Origin of the sequence: Blautia coccoides (genome assembly GCF_034355335.1) — a bacterium.
GTDB lineage: Bacteria > Bacillota > Clostridia > Lachnospirales > Lachnospiraceae > Blautia > Blautia producta.
Window position 1 is genome coordinate 3781414 of record NZ_CP136422.1, and the last position, 15999, is coordinate 3797412.

Below are 15999 nucleotides of genomic sequence, written 5' to 3' on the forward strand. Positions count from 1 at the left end.
TCCTGTTATCCGATTCTTCCGGCACCCGCACCGATCTCCACCTTGTAAAAATCCGCACTGTAACCGATTTTTTTCTTATAAAAAGAGCCAACATTCCGTATAAACGCGTCTACAAAGCCATTCTCCACAATACTGACCGTGCAGCCGCCAAAGCCTGCCCCTGTCATACGGGATCCCAGTACACCGGGCTGGTTCCAGGCTGCTTCTGCCAGAGTGTCCAGTTCCCTTCCTGTAACTTCGTAGTCATCTCTCAGCGAGATGTGTGACTCATTCATAAGCCTGCCGAACAGCTTCAGGTCACGCTCTTTGAGCGCTTTTTCCGCCTGTATGGTCCGCTGATTCTCATAGACTGCATGACGTGCCCGCTTTAAATGCACCGGGTCTTTGATGATCTCCCTGACCTCCTCAAAGGCCTCCCCCGTCAACTCTCCCAGAGAACGGATATTTACTGCTGACTGAAGCTCTTTGAGCGCTGCCTCGCATTCCCTTCGCCTCTCATTATACTTGGAATCCGTCAGCCTTCTTTTCTTATTGCTGACAGAAATGATAAGGGACGCATTCCCCAGTTTGACGGGCACATATTCATAATTCAGATTGCTGGTATCCAGGAAAATGGCATGGCCTTTCTTCCCCATTGCAACAGTAAACTGGTCCATGATCCCGCAGTTCATACCGCAGAACTTGTTCTCCGCATACTGTCCAAAGAGTGCCATATCTGTTTTTGTCAGATCAGAAAAGCCATACAAATCTTTTAAAACCATAGCCATAAGAAGCTCTATGGAGGCGGAGGAGGAAAGCCCTGAGCCATTGGGGATATTGCCCCCGATCACCAAGTCAAGACCCTTCTCCACAGGATAGCCCTTGGTGCAGAATGTCCAGATGACCCCCTTCAGGTAGTTGGTCCATCCCGCCCTGTCATGATATGCCAGGTCATCCAGGCTGGTCTCAAAAACCCCCGCGTTGCTGAAATTTTCAGAGTAAAGGCGCAGCTTCCGGTCCTTCCGGACCCTTGCCGCTCCATATGTACCATTCGTGAGGGCACATGGCAATACATGTCCTCCATTGTAGTCTGTGTGCTCCCCAATCAGGTTCACACGGCCGGGTGAAAAATAGAAACGGATGTCGCCGTCAGCGCCAAACAGCTCGCAAAACCGGTTTTGCAGTTTTCGCTTCATCCTCCCTACCTCCTATGTTCCTATACAACGAGTGCCGTCTGTCAGGGCATTCGTTATAATAATTTTGTTTTAAAACATTTTTCCTGTTCTTTTATTATAGCACAGGAAATATTTTTTTCAATATTCAATCCGCATAAGGATATCCTGTGGGAAGTCCCCAAAACTGCTGCCGAAGATATTTACACCGCCGATATGGGCCGCGTCCTCCTTAATACCGATACGCACGGAAATGTAAGGGCCTTCCACCAGGTCATACCCGGATACGGGCACACTGCTCACCTTCTCTCCATCCAGATAGGTTCCGTTCTGGTCCATGACCCATTTTTTCAGATTACCATACTGGGAATTCTTATCCTCCCACCAGTCAGGATTGAGTTTCCCCCTTCTGCCTCCGAAATCACTTGGACAGGTCCAGGTTCCCGCGTCCACACCGTTGACCCAAAGCGTAATGTCTGAGGGACAGTCCAGATCATAATCCGCTGTCTCAGAGCACAGCTCCGCGGAAATTTCCAGACGCTTCACCCGGCTCCCCTGGATCCCCGCATTTGGAAACCGGTATTCCAGATAACCGGAAGAAAACCAGACCAGCTTTGCCGTGGTCCGCCTGGGGTCATAAAAACACCTTGGCTCGTCCTCTCCGTCAATATACTCCTCGTCATTGACCATACCACAGGTGGGCGTGATCTTATAGTCCACATAATTACCTACAGGCATGGAGATGATCTCCTCATGCTTTTTGCCTCTCAACTGCTGCAGATGGATCACCAGTTCCTCGTTCTGTCGAATACAGAGCTTCATAGAGCCGCGCACTCCCGGTTTCAGTTCAGTCCGGATCAGCCCTGCTTCCTCCAGCACCCGCACATTTAAAGCTGCTGAGGAGGGCGGGATCTGCAGGATCTCTGCGATCTCATTGACACACAGGGGATTTTCGTCCAGAAGCTTCAGGATCCGGATCCGGATCTCCGAGGAGAGTGCCTTTCCCACCAGTATCAGTTCCTTTTCATTCTCAAAGGATAATTGTCTCTTCATGTTGTTTTCCTCTTCCTTCCGCCGGATATCACTGGGGCCGGAATCATTGATATTTATATTTTACCCTCTTTGTTCCCGCCTTGTCAACCACGACAAAGGGCCGCCGCATATTCCTGCGGCAGCCCCTGTTTTTATCTATATCAGACGGTTCGTCAATCTTCGGTTTTCAGTACCTTTTTTACACAGGAGGGCAGGTCTTTGCCAAGATAAACTCTGTCTTTTGACTCACCTGTATCATCCTTCCAGTAAATACGGACACTCTTTGAATAATTAGGATAGCTGTCCGTGGCGGGATTGCTGTACTGGTCAAACATGGAGTTTTCCAGTATTTCCTTTATATCCTTCGGTTCTGTGAAGGTAAAGTCCTCCTCATTTCCAACCTCATCTGCTGAAGTCAGCACCACTTTTTCTATCTTGTCCACATCTTCTGCAGTATAGACAGGGCATCCTGCCTCCTCCAAAAGCTTTCTGGTGTTCACAAATCCTTCATACAGAGGGAGTGACTGTGTCTGTACACTTCCATAGTCCACAGAGGAATCCGAATCTTTCAGGTTCTTATCCCCCGTAAGACTGTCCACATACAAAAATCCCACAACCTGCTGGCTTGTACTCTCCTCAAAGCTCAGGCTCTCCCATTCATTTTTGTAGGTCTTGAATATTTTCCTCATCATTTCTTCTGAGGTTGTAACCTGTTTATTGGTAGTGTGGATATCTTTAAGAGAAATCTCTGTGATCTTCTCCTCATCTATAAATTCCACAGGAAGAGTCTGCTCCTTATATTCCCAACTGTCATAAATCTTTCCCATCAGGGAAACTGCCGCATCATCCTGCTTGATCTCATAGTACCGGTACACATCTCTTCCTGACTTCAAATGATATCTCACACAGTAATAGAGAACTGACTCTTCATCCTTCAGTTTCAGGAAACCGTCGTTATCCTTCTGGACCTCCACACCCATTTTTGCAAGGCTGTAAATATCCTGGAATTTTTCAAATTTGGTGTTGTCCAGATACGCTTTCATCTGGCTGCTTCCTCTGTTATAGGCAGAATCATACGGATAACTGTAGAGACCGTTCATCTTTTCAATATAGACAGACATAGATTCTATCTTGTCCTCTTTCGGGAGATAGGTATCTGCTTTCAGAACATCGAAGCGGTAAATGATCGTGGTGACCGCCAGCATTCCCAGGACTACACCTGTTGAGATGCGGGGCCGCAGACTTTCCCGGATATCCATACGGTACAAAAAGTCCATGGCAGTGGATAATACCCAGGCAGTGAACACAAGGATCACCACAAACCAACCGAATACGTGTTTTCCGATCCCTGAACTGATGCCCAGAGCAAACAAAACAGAAAAGGGAAATACCACTGCCGTCTTTATAAACGGCTCCAGCTTTTTAAAAGCAATTGCCTTGTGATAACTTTCTGACGGACGCAGACGGAATACCAGAATGCAGAGAGCCAAAACCACAATAGCGGATGCGGCTCCAATCCCCATATACAGCCATGGGATATTTCTGCCCGATATGCCTACCGCATCCGAAATTGACCGGTAATAGGCATACAGCGGGGAAAACGTCCATCCGCCTGTGTGGAAGGATAATCTGAAGATACTGACAGACCCGCCCTGCAGCATGGAAGGCACCACGGTTTGGAAAAACCGTTCCGCCATTCCTATAAAAACCTCTTTTATGATAAATCCATAGCTCAGAAAAGCAGCATATGCCATTGCGCCGGTGAACAGATTCCCGGTGAGCATCACAGCCAGTATAGCCACATGATAAAATACCAGAAAGAACACCATATGGTTCAAAAACGCGCCAAAGGCCATGGAAACCGCGCCCTCGGGAAACGTTCCCTTGACTGCTCCCGCAAGCAGTGCCAGCAGCAGGTTCAAAAGATAAGGCAGGACAAAGATCAGTATCCCGCTCACATAAGGCACAAAATACATCCGCTCTCTCTTCAAGGGCAGACTGTGATAAAAATCGGTCTTCTCCTTGGAATACAGGTACATATAACCGGTCATTCCCAGGCAGAAGGCAGAGACTACCACCAAAAGCAGCAGAAAAATGTTGTCAAATCCAGTGACATTCAAAAACACATTGGCTGCTTCCTTTTCCAGCTCCTTTGGTTTCAGGCCGTAAGCAGCCACATTGTCCAGCCGCATCATAGTCTGGACCGGAAGCGCCATCAGCATTGCCAGAAATGAGACAAGAAGCCATGCACCTCTTTCCTTCACATTCTGCAGCACCATCTTAGTAAAAGAGATCTTTGATGTCATATCCCGCTACCTCCGTTTCACTGATAAAGATTTCTTCCAGGGTCAGCGGAATCATTTCCGCAAATACCGGGAACTTACTCTCCACGATCTCCATGATCCTGTCTTTTTCCCCTCTGACGATCAGAGTCATCAGGGACAGACGTTTCTCGTGCTGTATCACTTCCAGTTCCCTTAACAGCTCCTCTTCCAGCACGGGATTCTGGATCACACACTGGATCTTGTGGATGTGAAGCTTCATATCCTCCACTTCCCTTGACAGAAGAACACCGCCCTTGTGCAGAAGCCCCACATGGTCACAGATGTCCTCCAGCTCCCTTAAGTTATGGGAGGCGATCACAGGGGTAAACTCCCGCTCTGTGACTTCATAGGCCAGAATACTTTTGGCTGCCTGCCGCATTACCGGGTCAAGACCGTCAAAGGTCTCATCACAAAAGAGATACTTTGTGCCCGCGCAGACGCCCAGGAGCATGGATACCTGACGCTTCATTCCTTTTGAAAGGGTATGTATCTTTCTTCCGGTATCTAAATCCAGCTTTTTCGCCAGCTCGTCAAACCGTTTCCTGTCAAATTTGGGATAATAGACTGCGTACCAGTCCGCCATGGACCGTCCTGTGGCATTGGGAATGAAATATGCGCTGTCAGGCAGAAAGAAAATCTCCCGCTTTATCTCCTCCTGCTCGTAGACAGGCTTTTCGTCTATCATAATACTCCCCTGATCCGGTTTCAAAACACCGGATAAAAGACGCAGAAAGGTACTCTTTCCTGCACCGTTTGTTCCCGCCAGGCCAAATATGCTGTTATCCGGAATCTCAATGTCAATGTTGTCCACAGCCTTTATCTCCCCAAAGGCTTTTGACAAATGTTCTGCTCTAATCATGGCTAACCTCCTCGTACAGCGCCGCAGTCCGGCCCACACACTCCTCTTTTGTTACACCGAGTTCAATCCCTTCTCTGATAACGATCCTCAGCTTCTGAAAGAAGTTTTCCTTCTTCTGTTCCACAAGATTCCTGCCGCCGGACACAAAATTCCCTCTTCCCTTAACGGGGTAAATGTATCCCTGCTGCTCCAGAATGGTGTATGCTTTCTGAATCGTATTGGGGTTGATGGACAGCTCCGTTGCCAGAGAACGGACAGACGGCATCTGAGAATCCGGTTCCAGCACGCCTCTTACGATCAGCATCTGAAAACGCTCTACAATTTGTTCGTAAATCGGTTTTCGGTTCTGGTAATCAATCACAATCATAGAGTTTCCTCTTTTCTTCTTGTTCCTGTTTGTGTGTATCCAGTGTACTATGTGTCTTAGTACACTTACAGTATAAAAAAATTCCGGTCTCCTGTCAAGAGGATCCGGAAATTTTTTTATCTTTTCGCATATGCTTCCAGCATTTTATGATACTCAGGACTGCTCCGCTTCAGAAAAAGGATATTGCCCTCCCTGTCCAAAAAACAATGCTCTGAGGTTCCCACTGCCCGCACTTCCCCGCTGTCGGCATTGGTGACCGTGTATTCCAGTTCCAGCCTGACGCCGTTATACTTTGTGAGGGCAACGGCAACAGCCACAGTCTCCCCGAAATGGGTCATGGTCCTGTACTCACAGGACGCGGAGAGCACAGGGCTTATGATCCCCTCTGCCTCCATCTTGTCATATCCCATCCCCAGCTTCTCAAGAAAGTCTGTCCTGGCCTCTTCAAACCAGCGGATGTAGTTGGAGTGATGGATAATGCCCATCTGGTCCGTCTCATAATACTGGGTCTTATGTCTGTAAACTTCCATTTTATCCACTCTCTTCTACAGATTCTCAGTCTCTATATTCTGCTTGTTACGGTAAGCGCCATACAGATACAGGCCGTGGATCACTACCCACAGGATAAAGGAGAGACTGAAAGTGCTTCTCAGCATGACAATATTGATGATATTGGATGCCAGGATGCATACCAAAAGAATGATTCCCATGACAAACGGCAGCTTCTCTTTTCCTTTGATGCCGTTAAACATCATGGCGATCAGACCTGCAGCCAGCATAGCGGCTCCCAGCACCACTGTCACCAAAACAGAAATGGTCATCTCCGACATGGTCACTGTAATATTATTATTCTTCTGTATCTCATCCAGCACTGCCTGGCCCTGTGAGAACAGGACATACATGGACAACAGACCGTTTGACAAGTTCAAAGCACCCATGATCAGCTCCACAAGCCCCACCCACTTCAGGGTTCCGTTTTTTCTGCTCATGTTTTTGTTGTTCATATTCATATATTTGTTCATTTTGCTTCCTCCTGCTGTCAGCTCTATATTACATTCTGCGCTTTTCCCGTCTCCCAGGCTTTTACGTTTTCAAAGACCGTATGCGCGCGTTTCACCATCGCCTCTTTTGTGGCAAACGCCACATGAGGAGTGGCGATCAGATTCTTAGCCTGCAAAAGCGGATGGTCGGACGCAACAGGGGGCTCTGTCTCGAACACATCCACAGCGGCACCCGCGATCTTTCCTGACTGAAGTGCCTCTGCAAGGGCATTACTGTCCACCACCGGGCCTCTAGCTGTATTGATGAGCACTGCGCTCTCCTTCATAAGAGCCAGTTCCTTCTCTCCGATGAGCCCGCGTGTCTCCTCTGTCAGCGGCACATGGAGAGAGATGATATCACAGGCTGCCAGCAGCTCCTCCAGCGGCATATAGGCCACCTGCGGCATATCTTTTTTGGTTCTGCTCCAGGCTAAGACTTCACAGCCAAAAGCCTGGGCGATCCTTGCTGTGCGCATACCGATGGCTCCGGTGCCTATCACTCCGAATTTTTTCCCTTCCAGCTCCATACCCACAAGGCCGTCCTTGGTTCCCTCATGTCTCACCACCTCATTACAGGGGATCAGATTCCTGTACAGGGCGATCAGCATGCCAAACACCAGATCTGCAACCGCAGCCGTGGAATATCCGGCGCAGTTGCACACCACAGTACCCTTTTTCCTGCACGCCTGCAGATCAATATGGTCCACGCCGGTAAATGCCACAGAGAGAAGCTTTAGCTTTTCACATCCGCGGATCACCTCCCCATTCATGGGAAGATTAGATACAACAATGATATCCGCATCTTTTCCCCTCTCAATGAGGGATGCTGTGTCCGTGACTTTTGTGTCATAATATATAATTTCCACCTGGGCAGATACATATTCCCGGGCTATTGCCAGAAGTTTTTCCTTTTCCACCCCAAGCGGCTCTATGATAACCAGTTTCATGCTGTTTTTATATCCTCTTTTCTTAAAGCTGTGTTGTCACGAAAATGTCGTAGATGGCTTTGACTGCCCCTTCAAAATCTTCGTTCTTCACGCCGATGATGACATTCAGCTCACTGGAGCCCTGGTCGATCATCTTGACATTGATGTTGGCATGGGCAAGTGCTGCGAAGATCCTGGCTGCGGTTCCTCTGTTGGAACGCATGCCGCGGCCAACCACTGCGATCAGTGCCAAATCTGATTCCAGCTCCATATAATCAGGGTTTACCATGCGGTGAATCCCTGCGATCACCTGCTGTTCCTTCTCCGCAAACTCATCCTGATGGATAAATACCGTCATGGTGTCAATGCCTGAGGGCACGTGTTCAAAAGAGATACCCTGCTCCTCCAGAACCTGCAGCACCTTTCTGCCGAAGCCGATCTCTGAGTTCATCAGAGATTTTTCAATAAAGAGGGAACAGAACCCTTTTTTGCCCGCAATACCGGTGATGGTATAGGCTGGTTTTTTGCAGGTATCCTCCACGATCATGGTTCCCGCGTCATCAGGCGCGTTGGTGTTCCTGATATTGATGGGGATCCCCGCTTTTCTTACTGGGAAGATTGCTTCCTCGTGGAGCACTGTGGCCCCCATATAGGACAGCTCACGCAGCTCACGATAAGTAATGGTGTCAATAACTTTTGGTTCCTTGATGATCCTGGGGTCTGTCACCAGAAAGCCTGATACATCTGTCCAGTTCTCGTATAAGTCCACATCCAGCGCGCCGGAGACGATAGATCCTGTGATATCGGAACCGCCTCTTGAGAAGGTCTTAACCGTACCGTCCTCCATGGCGCCGTAAAAGCCGGGTACTACCACATACTCCATATTTTTCAGGCACTCTCTGGTAAGCCGGTTGGTCATCTCCGCGTCAAACTGCCCCTCCCCGTCAAAACGGATGATACGGGCAGCGTCCACAAACTCAAAGCCCAGGTAATCCGCCATAACCTTGCCGTTTAAGAACTCACCCCGGGAGGCTGCGTACTCCTCCCCGATCTGTTTTTTAAAATTTTCTTCTATAATGCCGAAATCCTCTTCCAGGGAAATGGAAAGCTCCAGGCCGTCTATGATCTCCTGATAACGGCTCTTGATCTCGGAAAGAACAGCGTTAAACTCCGCTCCGCCCTTCTCTGCCGCCTGGTAGCACTGATATAATAAATCGGTGACTTTCGTGTCTGCGGAAAAACGCTTTCCCGGTGCAGAGGGCACCACATATCTTCTGCTCTCGTCAGCGCGGATGATATCGCCGACTTTCCGAAACTGTTCTGCGCTGGCAAGGGAGCTGCCGCCGAATTTTACTACTTTTCTCATTACTTTCATATCCTCCTTATTCTCCAATCCGCATTCTGGTCTTATGTACCGGAACAGAATGACCAAGAGGCCGGCCCACGGCCTCTTTTGCAGGTTAAAGTATAAAACTTATAATATAATCTGATCCGCCAATTGTCCAGTATTTTCTACTTATTTTGACGTATTTTTTTCAAAAAAGCCTCGATCCGGGCCAGGGCGGCCTTCAGTTCTTCTATGGAATAAGCGTAGGATATCCGAATGAATCCCTCTCCACACTCACCGAAGGCGCTGCCCGGAACCACTGCCACCTTCTCCTCCCTGAGAAGCTCTGTGGCAAATTCCTCAGAACTCATGCCGAATTTTGTAATATCTGGAAATATGTAAAAAGCCCCTCTTGGCTCAAAGCATGGAATCCCCAGCCTTTCCATCTCGTGAAGGAGGAAACGCCTTCTCTGATCATAGGCAAGACGCATTTCCATCACGTCGGAATTCCCGTTTTTCAAGGCGCTTATGGCAGCATACTGGCTTGTGGTTGGGGACGACATGATGGCAAACTGATGAAGCTTCACCATTTGCTCCATGATCTCCCGGGGCGCCAGGGCATACCCCAGTCTCCAGCCTGTCATGGCATAGGACTTTGAAAATCCGTTGATGACCACGCATCTTCTCTGCATTCCCGGAAGGGACGCAATGCTCACATGTTTGGAATTATAAGTCAGCTCGCTGTATATCTCATCGGAGATCACCAGAAGATCGTGCTTTTCAATGATGTCCAGAAGTGCCTGCAGGTCCTCCCTTGTCATAATAGCACCGGTAGGATTGTTCGGATAGGATAAAAGCAGCGCCTTTGTCTTAGGTGTTATGGCGGCTTCCAGTTCCCATGGCTTCAGACGGAATTCATTCTCAGCCTTTAAGGGAATAGTCACCGGCACACCCCCTGCAAGCTGCACACAGGGCACATAGGACACGAAGGCAGGTTCCGGGATGACCACCTCATCCCCAGGTTCCAGAACTGTACGGAAGGCAATGTCAATGGCTTCGCTTCCCCCCACTGTGACCATGACCTCTGATTCAGGATCATAGTCAAGCTGTAGTCTGTCTTTTATGTATCGGCTGATCTCCTGTCTTAGAGGCATCAATCCTGCATTGGAGGTATAAAATGTTCTCCCGGCCTTCAGGGAACGGATTCCCTCCTCACGGATATGCCAGGGCGTGTCAAAATCCGGTTCTCCCACCCCCAAAGAGATGGCATCCGGCATTTCACTGACAATGTCGAAAAACTTCCGGATACCGGATGGCTTGATCTGTTTTACTTTTTCTGTGACAAATTCTCTCATAAAGTGATCACCATTCTTCCGTCCTGTTTTTTCCTTGCAAGGTTGACTCCCTGCTCCTTATATTTTGTAAGGGTGAAATATGTGGCTGTACTCTGCACCTCCTCAATAGATGCCAGATTTTCTGAGACGAAAAGTGAAATGTCCTTAATGCTCTTTCCCCTCAGCAGCACCAGAAAATCATAGGCGCCTGACATGAGATACAGTGTCTCCACCTGGGGATACTGGTATATCTGCTCTGCGATCTTGTTGTATCCGTCGCCTCCCTGGGGTGTCACCTTCAGCTCAATGAGGGCTGTCACGGAATCATCATTTTCCTTATCCCAGTTGATGAGCGTGTGATATCCGCAGATGATCCCCTCTTTTTCCAGTGTGGAGATCAGATCTGCCACTGTCTGCTCATCTGTACCTGTCATGACTGCGATCTCTGCTGCGGAAAGCCTGCTGTTTTTTTCCAGAATGTTTAAAACCTGTCTTCTCAAATCCTGTTCCATATAATCCTCTCCTGTCCCACAAGGCGTTCTTATTTTCCGCCTGTTTTATGTGCACCAAAACATAAAAAGCCTGCCCGGACATTCTGCCGCGCAGGTCTGTATGGATTCGGCATAAATGTTTTTATTAGTTTACGCCGTAATCAGTCTGTTGTCAAATATCTTTAACCCCCTGGCCCCATGCCTGTTGGAATTCCTGCCGGGCAAAAGCGCCTCCGGGGCAGCCGTCTATGATCAGTGGTTTGTGAGAAGCAGTACATCCTCCGGAGAAACATGGAGGAATTTTGGAATCCTTCCTTCCATATCTGCCCACTTTTCTTTTGCCATCTTCCACCAGATCTGTTCGCTTCTCTCTTTCCCCGTCATACCTTTTTTCCGGATGACCACATTCATCTCAAAGGGTGATTCCACAGTCTCCACCAGTTCCGCGGGAAAGGTATTTTCCCGGCTCCCGTCTTTGGATGCTGTAAAGTAATGTGCCCGGATCCCCACAAAAGAAACGGCATCCGGGACCAGCTTCTCTGCACTCAGCACAAAACCCCAGTCTATGGCCTCAACATGGGTGTCATCCAGCTTTCTGGCTCTGGAAAAATTTTTACAGCCTGTCAGCCGCGCGGCAGCCACACAGCCGGGATAGCGAAAGATTTCTTTTGTGGGTCCCATACTGATCTTCTCCCCACTGTCCATGATCATCAAATTCCCGCACAGGCGGTACACTTCGTCCCTGTTGTGGGTGACAAGTATCATATCTTTCCTGCATCCCTTCAAAAAATCCAGCATCTGCACCTGAAGCTGTTCCTTCAGATAATAGTCCAGGGCAGAGAACGGTTCATCCAGAAGAAGGGCTTCCGGCTCATTGGCCATCATACGGGCCAGGGCAGTCCTCTGCTTCTGTCCGCCGGAAAGCTGATGTGGATACTGGTCCTCCAATCCCTCCAACTGGAAGTTATGTATCTGCTCCTGTGCCAGTTTCTCCTTTTCCTTTCCCCTGACAGCACAGCTTATATTCTGCCTCACCGTCATATTGGGAAAGAGGGCGTAATCCTGAAAAAGATATCCCACTTTCCTGTCTCTTGGCTTCAGATTTATTTTTTTCTCCGAGTCAAAAAGCGTCCTGCCGTTTAATAAAATTCTCCCCTCATCAGGTGTCACAATCCCCGCAATGCACTTTAAGGTCATACTCTTACCGCAGCCGGAAGCCCCCAGTATACCCAGAAGTCCTTCCCCTGTCTCAAACCGTACCTGCAGGGAGAAACCCTTCCAGCTTTTTTTGATATCCACCTGCAGACTCATGCTTTCTTTCCCCGCTTTCCGTATGTTCTCTCTTTTGCCGTAAAATAATTCATAAGGACCACCACCAAAAAAGAGACCAGCAGAATGATGGCCACATATTTGTTAGCAGTCTCCATATCCCCTGCCGCCACTGCGGAATAGACAGCCAGAGGCAGTGTCCGCGTCTTGCCGGCAATATTTCCAGCGATCATAGCCGTGGCCCCGAACTCACCCAGTCCTCTGGCAAATGCCAGAATGCCGCCGCCTGCGATTCCCGGCAGCGCTGCGGGAAACATGATCTTCCAGAAAATCCTCCACTCGGAAAATCCCAGGGTCCTGGCTGCAAATATCAGATTCTCATCTACCTGTTCCAGGGCGCCCCTGGCAGAACGGTACATGAGCGGAAATGCGATCACCACTGCCGCCAGCACGGTTGCCCCCCAGGAAAATGCGATCTTGACTCCGAAATACTCAACAAAAAAAGCCCCGATGGGGCGCCGGATCCCAAATAAATATAGGAGGAAGAATCCGGCCACAGTCGGTGGGAGAACCAAAGGCAGGGTGAAAATACCGTCCAGCACCATCTTTGCCTTCTCGTTTTTGAGCCCCGCCACCAGCTTGGCTGCCGCCAAGCCAATGAAGAAAACGATGACAATCGTAAGTGCTGCCGTCTTAACTGATATCCATATCGGTGAGTAATCCATATCTGCCTATCCCCCTGTAGAATAATGACACAGCCGGTTCATGCATACCGGCCATGCCTGTTCGTCATAATTTTGATCCCTGTGAAGGAGCACACCAGATTTCTATTTCACTGGTGTAAATCCATACTCCTCAAACACTTTAGATGCCTGGTCAGAAGCTAAAAAGTCCAGGAATAACTGTGCTGCATCCTTTTTTGTGGAACTCGACACAATACCTGCGGGGTAAAGCACCTTCTGCGCAAGGCTTCCCTCAGGCGCTTCCGCAACCACAGCCAGACTGTCCTTCTTGGTAGCCGCATCTGTGGCGTAAACAATACCGGCATCAGCGCTTCCCTCAGATACCCAGTTCAGCACTTCTGTCACATTGGTTCCCAGGCTGGCTTTTGCTGATACCTGATCCCAGAGTCCCAGGCTTGTGAGTGCCTCCTGGGAATACTGTCCCACAGGCACGCTCTCAGGGTCTCCCACTGCGATGGTCTCTGCGTTCACCACATCCTCAAATTTCGTGTACGCGTCCTTTTTATCGGAAGGAACCACAAGCACGATCTTGTTCTCCAGCAGATTCTGTATGGAATCCCCGTCGATCAGGTTTTCATCTTTCAGGGCTGTCATCTGCTTTTCCGCCGCAGAGAAGAATAGATCAGCGTCAATTCCTGATTCTATCTGTGTCTGAAGCTTTCCTGAACTGTCATAGGTCCCTTCCACCGTGATATTCGGATGCTGCTCCTGGAACATGGGAATCAGCTCATCCTTCATGGAATATTCCAGACTGGCTGCTGCTGCCATCAAAATGGTGACAGGCTCCTCCGTGTCCGCTTTGTCCGTATCATCCGCCTTCTCATCGGCTGCACTGACATCTTCCTTTGCAGTGTCCTTCGATTCGGCACTGTCCTTTGCCTCTGTTTTCTGCTCTGTATCTTTTGCTGTATCCTGGCCGCTGTCACTGCCGCATCCTGCAGTCATCATGGCTGCCGCCAAAAAAATACCCAAAAGACCTGCTGTTCTTTTTTTCATAAATACATCCTCCCTGACTCTTGTCAATCTCCGTGTTATTCCCAGCTCAGCCAAAGCCGGCCGCTGTTTTTCTGTCCGTCAAATCTCTTGTGCACATCCCGCCCGGCGGACATAAAACGATCAGCCTGCTTTCAAAGCTTTTCAAACAACACTTTGACTCTTCCGCCGCAGACCATTCCCAGAGTAGCCGCTTTGGAATTGGAGAGGTCATATTCCCGGATGGAAAAGCCCCCTGGATCAGAAAAATCCCGGGCTTCTTTCACAGCGGCAAATTCAATGGGACCGCCGCCGATGGTTCCGTATATGCTTCCGTCCCTGCACACCACCATCCTGGTCCCCTCTCCCCTGGGGGAAGAACCTGATTTTTCCACCACAGTTACCATAGTCACTGCATTTTCATCCCTGATCCCTTTAAGAACATCTTCCTCCAGAGTCTTGCGGGGGTATTTATTTTTCTCCTGGATCATCTCCGCGCAGATGCTCACGCCGATCTCCGCAGGCGTCTGCGCACCGATGGCGAGGCCGATAGGAGCGTGGATCTTCCTGATCTCTTCCTCCTCAAAACCATCCCGGCGCAATTTTTCAAAAGACAGGGCAACCTTTCCTCTGCTGCCGATCATGCCCACATAATCTCTTTTCTTTTTCAAAATAGAACATAGACAGCGGTAATCATCTTTGTGCCCTCTGGTCACAATAATGTAATAGGCATGTTCTCCAAAGCTTCCGATTTCCAGTCCCTCATCAAAATCCATGCACAGGATCTCATCCGCATGGGGAAACCGTTCTTTGTTGGCGAACTCCTCCCTTTCGTCGATCACAGTCACATAGAAGTCCAGCATTTTTAAAAACTGTACAAGTACCTGGGAGACGTGGCCTCCGCCGCAGACGACCGCCCGGCTTCTCCCATAAAGGGTCTCCCTGTATACATGTTCTCCCGGAGGAAGCATCCGCTCCTCCCCGGTCAGAATTCTTTTCTCTCCTGCATGTCCGCCTGAAAGGGTGGTCTCAATGGTAATCTCATCCCGCCCGGCAAACAGTCCAGCGATTTGCAGATACATTTCTCTGTCAGCCATATATCATCTTCCTTTTCCAAATCCGCAGTTGGGGAAGGTACAGACATCGCAGTTCAGACACAGTCCGCCCTCTCCAAGAGCTGCCAGTTCTTCTCTTTCAATAGGGTCATCTGCCATGATCCTGGGCAGTACCAAGTCGAATACCGTTCTCTTGGCGTACATCACGCACCCCGGAAGCCCTACGATAGGAATGTTTTTCCCGTCTTTTTTGTAATAGGCTACTAAGAGCATGGCTCCCGGCAGTACCGGTGCCCCATAGGAAATGATCTCAGCGCCTGTATCCTTGATCGCTCCGGGTGTGCGGTCATCGGGGTCTACACTCATTCCCCCTGTACAGACCACCAGATCTGCGCCCTGCTCAATAAACCCAAGGATTTCCTCTGTGATCTTCTCTTTGTCATCGCCCGGATACACCTGTCCCATGATTTCCACTGGAAACTCGCCCAGCTTTTTCTCGATCACAGGTCCGAAGGTATCCTGGATCAGGCCCTTGGAAATCTCACTGCCCGTAGTCACAATGCCTGCCTTTTTCTCCCTGTAGGGCAGGATCTGAAAAACAGGCGCCCCTTTTGCTGCCTCTTTTGCCCGCTCCATCTTCTCTTCCTCGATCACCAGAGGAATGATGCGCATCCCTGCCAGCTTGTCTCCTTTTTTAACCGGAAAATCCCCATGGCGGGAAGCGATCATCATTTCTCCCAGGGAGTTCACTGCCAGCAGCTTCTTTCTGTCTATTTTGAAAAGCCCGTCTGTCTGGGCCGTCAGCTCTATTTTACCTTCTTTTATTTCTGACTCGCTCATGTATTCATTCTTACAGATATCCCGGAGGATCTGGGCCCCCTCATTTTCATGGAGGATCCCCTCTGTCTTTTCCCATACATACAGATGCTCTTTGCCCACTGATAAAAGGACAGGAATGTCCTCCTCCCTGACCACATGGCCTTTCCGGAACACAGGTCCTTTTTTTTCTCCTTTTATGATCTGTGTGATATCATGGCAGAGAATATGTCCTGCCGCTTTTGTTGTCTCTATCTCTCTCATTTCTGCTTATCCCCGCTTTTCCCAATATT

At 49.2% G+C, this 15999-nt stretch carries 16 protein-coding genes; all 16 read right to left on the minus strand.

The window, feature by feature from the left end; translation table 11 throughout:
- Window positions 1–5 precede the first annotated feature (5 nt).
- Entirely contained in the window at window positions 6–1175 is a 1170-nt protein-coding gene (locus tag BLCOC_RS17010) for a galactokinase (protein WP_018597445.1), read from the minus strand.
- A gap of 117 nt (window positions 1176–1292) precedes the next feature.
- A complete protein-coding gene (locus BLCOC_RS17015) occupies window positions 1293–2204 on the minus strand; it encodes an ArsR/SmtB family transcription factor (RefSeq protein ID WP_018597444.1) in 912 nt (303 codons plus the stop codon).
- A gap of 152 nt (window positions 2205–2356) precedes the next feature.
- Window positions 2357–4489, minus strand: coding sequence for a DUF6449 domain-containing protein (locus tag BLCOC_RS17020; RefSeq protein WP_115622851.1), 2133 nt, complete (start codon window positions 4487–4489; stop codon window positions 2357–2359).
- Complete coding sequence (locus tag BLCOC_RS17025; RefSeq protein ID WP_115622852.1) at window positions 4464–5366, minus strand: ABC transporter ATP-binding protein; 903 nt, start codon at window positions 5364–5366, stop codon at window positions 4464–4466. The genes BLCOC_RS17020 and BLCOC_RS17025 overlap by 26 nt, the downstream gene beginning before the upstream one ends.
- A complete protein-coding gene (locus BLCOC_RS17030; protein WP_018597441.1) occupies window positions 5359–5733 on the minus strand; it encodes a GntR family transcriptional regulator in 375 nt (124 codons plus the stop codon). Before BLCOC_RS17030 ends, BLCOC_RS17025 begins: the two co-directional genes overlap by 8 nt.
- Before the next feature lie 116 nt (window positions 5734–5849).
- Window positions 5850–6263: an acyl-CoA thioesterase gene (locus BLCOC_RS17035; protein ID WP_115622853.1), complete on the minus strand. Its 414-nt coding sequence runs from the start codon at window positions 6261–6263 to the stop codon at window positions 5850–5852.
- 15 nt (window positions 6264–6278) lie between these two features.
- Window positions 6279–6755 carry a hypothetical protein gene (locus tag BLCOC_RS17040; RefSeq protein WP_115622854.1) on the minus strand — a complete coding sequence of 159 codons (477 nt, stop codon included), beginning with the start codon at window positions 6753–6755 and terminating at the stop codon, window positions 6279–6281.
- Window positions 6756–6778: 23 nt separating this feature from the next.
- On the minus strand, window positions 6779–7720 hold the full coding sequence (locus BLCOC_RS17045) for a 2-hydroxyacid dehydrogenase (protein ID WP_018597438.1): 942 nt from the start codon (window positions 7718–7720) through the stop codon (window positions 6779–6781).
- A gap of 22 nt (window positions 7721–7742) precedes the next feature.
- On the minus strand, window positions 7743–9065 hold the full coding sequence (locus BLCOC_RS17050; protein WP_029468649.1) for an aspartate kinase: 1323 nt from the start codon (window positions 9063–9065) through the stop codon (window positions 7743–7745).
- 146 nt (window positions 9066–9211) lie between these two features.
- A complete protein-coding gene (locus tag BLCOC_RS17055) occupies window positions 9212–10381 on the minus strand; it encodes a pyridoxal phosphate-dependent aminotransferase (protein WP_115622855.1) in 1170 nt (389 codons plus the stop codon).
- Window positions 10378–10872, minus strand: coding sequence for an Lrp/AsnC family transcriptional regulator (locus BLCOC_RS17060; protein WP_115622856.1), 495 nt, complete (start codon window positions 10870–10872; stop codon window positions 10378–10380). The genes BLCOC_RS17055 and BLCOC_RS17060 overlap by 4 nt, the downstream gene beginning before the upstream one ends.
- A 231-nt stretch (window positions 10873–11103) precedes the next feature.
- A complete protein-coding gene (locus BLCOC_RS17065; RefSeq protein ID WP_115622857.1) occupies window positions 11104–12162 on the minus strand; it encodes a sulfate/molybdate ABC transporter ATP-binding protein in 1059 nt (352 codons plus the stop codon).
- Window positions 12159–12845 carry a molybdate ABC transporter permease subunit gene (gene modB / locus BLCOC_RS17070; RefSeq protein ID WP_115622858.1) on the minus strand — a complete coding sequence of 229 codons (687 nt, stop codon included), beginning with the start codon at window positions 12843–12845 and terminating at the stop codon, window positions 12159–12161. Before modB ends, BLCOC_RS17065 begins: the two co-directional genes overlap by 4 nt.
- Before the next feature lie 102 nt (window positions 12846–12947).
- On the minus strand, window positions 12948–13859 hold the full coding sequence (gene modA, locus BLCOC_RS17075; protein ID WP_115622859.1) for a molybdate ABC transporter substrate-binding protein: 912 nt from the start codon (window positions 13857–13859) through the stop codon (window positions 12948–12950).
- Between the two features lie 131 nt (window positions 13860–13990).
- Window positions 13991–14932, minus strand: coding sequence for an XdhC family protein (locus BLCOC_RS17080; RefSeq protein WP_018597431.1), 942 nt, complete (start codon window positions 14930–14932; stop codon window positions 13991–13993).
- Window positions 14933–14935: 3 nt separating this feature from the next.
- The gene (locus tag BLCOC_RS17085; protein ID WP_029468645.1) at window positions 14936–15970 is read right to left on the minus strand and encodes a molybdopterin-binding protein; all 1035 of its coding nucleotides are present in this window, start codon (window positions 15968–15970) and stop codon (window positions 14936–14938) included.
- Between the last annotated feature and the right edge of the window lie 29 nt (window positions 15971–15999).